The organism is Roseibium sp. (genome assembly GCF_025698965.1).
Taxonomy (GTDB): Bacteria; Pseudomonadota; Alphaproteobacteria; order Rhizobiales; family Stappiaceae; genus Roseibium.
Genome location: NZ_JAILWL010000596.1, coordinates 1 through 3,433 on the forward strand (window position 1 = coordinate 1; position 3,433 = coordinate 3,433).

The following is a 3,433-nucleotide window of genomic DNA, read 5'->3' on the forward strand; positions in this document are numbered from 1 at the left end:
GAAAGATTCCAGCCATCCAACCTGGAGATCGTTACGGTAGATGTCGGCAACACGGCCTTCAACGTCATTCCAGCGCACGCGGAATGCCGGTTCAATATCCGCTACAATGACGAATGGACGCTGGAGAGCCTGAAAGCCAGAATTCTAGAAACGCTGCGGTCGGTGGATCTCGGCAACCTGAAGCTCGATATCCAGTTCAAGCGAGATGCAAGCGAATCCTTCCTGACCAAGGACGAAACACTCATCGCGACTTTGGGAAAAGCCGTTAAGTCCGAAACAGGACGCATGCCCGAGCTTTCTACCGGTGGTGGCACATCTGACGCGCGTTTCATCAAAAACTATTGCCCGGTTGTCGAGTTTGGCCTGGTCGGCCAGACAATGCACAAGGTAGACGAGTGTGTCGCAGTTGCAGACCTTGACCAACTTGCCGCAATATATAAACGATTCTTGGCCAGCTATTTTTCATAAGCCCCGGGTCTTTAACCTGATTGACGGAGCGGCTTGAACTTGATCAGCATGAGTGAAATCCGCGCGGCGCTGGACGGATCCTGGTTGCTGTTGCGCAACCGGCCGGAAGGCATGGCGTTTTTCGATCAGTCCATTCAGGGCTTTTGGAGATCTTTCGGGGTTGTTGTTTTACTGCTACCCGTTTTTCTCGTCAGCGGACTTGCGGAAAAGCAGTTCTACTTTTCCGAGAATCTCTATCATCCTGAAGGGTTTCCGGAAGGCGCTTTCTGGACGGCTCAGCTTTTCGGTTTGGGGATTGATTGGGTGGCGCTGCCGATCATTCTGGCGTTGCTTGCAGCGCCGATTGGTATTTCGCAGCGCTATGTTCCGTTCATAGTTGTTCGAAACTGGACCAGTCTGCTGGCCTCGGTGCCTTATCTTGTCACCTATCTGCTGTTCCTCCTCGGCATCATTCCGCCTGGAATTGCCGTACTTTTGTCCTTCTCCTGTCTCGTGGCCGTTCTGTGGTACCGTTATCTTGTTGCGCGCATTGCGCTACAGGCAACGATCAGTCTTGCAATCGGCATCGTTGTTCTGGACATTCTGCTGACGCTGGTCATTTCCCAGGTTGTCGGCAATCTGTGGAGCTGATGAAAAAACCCGCCTCCGAAGAGGCGGGTTCTTGTTTTCTCGCAGTATGTAACTTTATCAGTCCCGCAGCAGTTCGTTGATGCCCGTCTTGGAGCGGGTGCGTTCGTCGACGGTTTTCACGATGACGGCACAATAAAGATTTGGTGCGGCTTCCCCGTTGCCCATCAGCGACGACGTTGGCATGGAACCGGCGACAACAACGGAATAGGGTGGAATTTCACCATAGGAAATCTCGCCCGTCATACGGTTCACAATGCGCGTCGACTGGCCGATATAAACGCCCATGCCGAGAACGGAACCTTCACGGACAATGCAGCCTTCGACAACTTCCGAGCGGGCGCCGATGAAGCAGTTGTCTTCAATAATGACCGGGCCGGCCTGCAGCGGTTCAAGAACACCACCGATGCCGACGCCGCCGGATAGATGAACATTCTTGCCGATCTGGGCGCAGGAGCCGACGGTTGCCCAGGTGTCGACCATCGTGCCGTCGTCGACATAAGCACCGAGATTGACGAACGACGGCATCAGGACAACGCCCTTGCCAATGTAAGCGGAGCGGCGGACGGTGCAGTTCGGAACAGCCCGAAAACCGGCGTTTTCGAAATCCATTCCACCCCAGCCATCGAACTTGGACGGAACCTTGTCCCACCAGGTTGCCTGGCCGGGTCCACCCTTGATGACTTCCATGGCGTTTAGTCGGAAGGACAGGAGAACAGCCTTCTTGGCCCATTGATTGACGACCCAGTCGCCGTCCTTTTTCTCCGCAACCCGCAATTCACCGCGGTCAAGCAGGTTTAGCGTAGTTTCCACTGCGTCCCGGATTTCGCCGGTCGTGGTTACTCCGATTGCATCACGGTCTTCAAAGGCCGTATCGATGATCTTGGACAGGGAGGCGAGATCTTGGGTCATCTGGATGAGTGTCTCCGGGCGTTAACAATTCAAGGGCGGACGTAAGCCGTCGGACCAAGCACTGTCAAGCGCCGGAAGTCTCCAAGATGTCCTGATCGCGTCATGGAATGGTGTAACTTTCGAAACTGCATGAGCGGATTGAAAGGGGGAGTTCTGTGATGGTGTTGAGAAAAACTAATCAAACTGTTGCAAAGAACCCTAGTTTATTGCGAATTGTCCGGAGGTAAGGTGATTTCAGATCAACTCATAGATGAAAGTGCTCTCCGTGGAGCTATGGATCCCGATCACCATATTTGCCGCGTTCTGCCAGAACCTGCGCACAGCCATGCAGAAGCACCTGAAAGGCAAGCTCGGCACGACCGGCGCCACCTTTGTCAGGTTCGGCTATGGGGTACCCTTTGCGATTGTTTATGCGGCGATCCTGCATTTCGTCTTTGACTATCCGCTGCCGACCCCCGGTGCAACACTGTTGATTGCCGGGGCTCTGGGCGGTCTGGCACAGATCCTCGGAACTTTCCTGCTGGTCTATCTGTTCTCGTTCCGCAACTTTGCGGTCGGCACCGCCTACTCAAAAACCGAACCGATCCAGGCAGCTCTTTTCGGTTCTGTCGTTCTGGGAGAGCATGTCAGCCCGATCGTCGCCATCTGCATTGTCATCGGTATTATCGGTGTCGTTGTCATTTCGCTCGCCCGCGCACCGCTGACACTGTCTGCTATTCGCACGTCGCTGGTGGGTAGACCCGCCCTGATCGGATTGGCCTCCGCGGCCTTTTTTGGGGCGTCGGCGGTGGCCTACCGCACGGCCTCCCTGTCGCTGGAAGGGACAGGCGTTCCCATGCAGGCGGCTTACGCACTGGTCTACGCGACCTTGTTTCAAACGTTCGCCATGTCCGCCTGGATGGTCTGGCGTGAACCGGACGAACTCCGCGCAAGTCTGCGCGAATGGCGCAGCGCAGTCTGGGTCGGTGCGTCCGGTGTTGCCGGATCGGTCGGCTGGTTCACGGCCATGACATTGCAGAACGTTGCCTATGTTCGTGCGCTTGCGCAGATCGAACTGGTCTTCACCTTCCTGGCGTCCTGGCTGGTGTTCAAGGAAGTGATCGTCCGCTCCGAAATCATCGGCTGTGTTTTTATCGTCGCGGCGGTGGTTGGCATCATTTTGTTAGGCTAGCTTTGCGCCAAAAGACTGCTTGAAGAGAGTATGACCCGGACACAAGACCTCGAACATCGACGCTGGAGATCGCGCCAGACACAGCGGGTCGATTTTCGCAAATCAGACAATCCGCGACTGGAAATGACCTCCGGCTGACATCCGCATAACAGCGGTGAAATCAGGGTTGCGTGATACGCTTGCACAACGAAATTAGCGTCTGAGCTTCTGAAATCGTCAGGTTGGATTTCTCAAACACCTTGTCTGTGGCATGAC

Annotated in this window: 4 protein-coding genes; 3 read left to right on the forward strand and 1 reads right to left on the reverse strand. The window is 55.1% G+C overall.

Going from position 1 to position 3,433, the window contains the following annotated elements; genetic code table 11:
• Nucleotides 1–468 (forward strand): M20/M25/M40 family metallo-hydrolase (locus K5905_RS30145; protein WP_297591381.1); only part of this gene is annotated, 468 nt, incomplete at its 5' end.
• Between the two features lie 48 nt (nt 469–516).
• Nucleotides 517–1,098 carry a hypothetical protein gene (locus tag K5905_RS30150; protein ID WP_297591382.1) on the forward strand — a complete coding sequence of 194 codons (582 nt, stop codon included), beginning with the start codon at nt 517–519 and terminating at the stop codon, nt 1,096–1,098.
• 57 nt (nt 1,099–1,155) lie between these two features.
• On the opposite strand, the gene dapD is transcribed toward K5905_RS30150, so the two are convergent.
• Complete coding sequence (gene dapD, locus K5905_RS30155; protein ID WP_297591384.1) at nt 1,156–2,007, reverse strand: 2,3,4,5-tetrahydropyridine-2,6-dicarboxylate N-succinyltransferase; 852 nt, start codon at nt 2,005–2,007, stop codon at nt 1,156–1,158.
• 265 nt (nt 2,008–2,272) lie between these two features.
• On the opposite strand from dapD, the gene K5905_RS30160 reads away from it, so the two are divergent.
• Nucleotides 2,273–3,178 carry an EamA family transporter gene (locus tag K5905_RS30160; protein ID WP_297591386.1) on the forward strand — a complete coding sequence of 302 codons (906 nt, stop codon included), beginning with the start codon at nt 2,273–2,275 and terminating at the stop codon, nt 3,176–3,178.
• Nucleotides 3,179–3,433 lie beyond the last annotated feature (255 nt).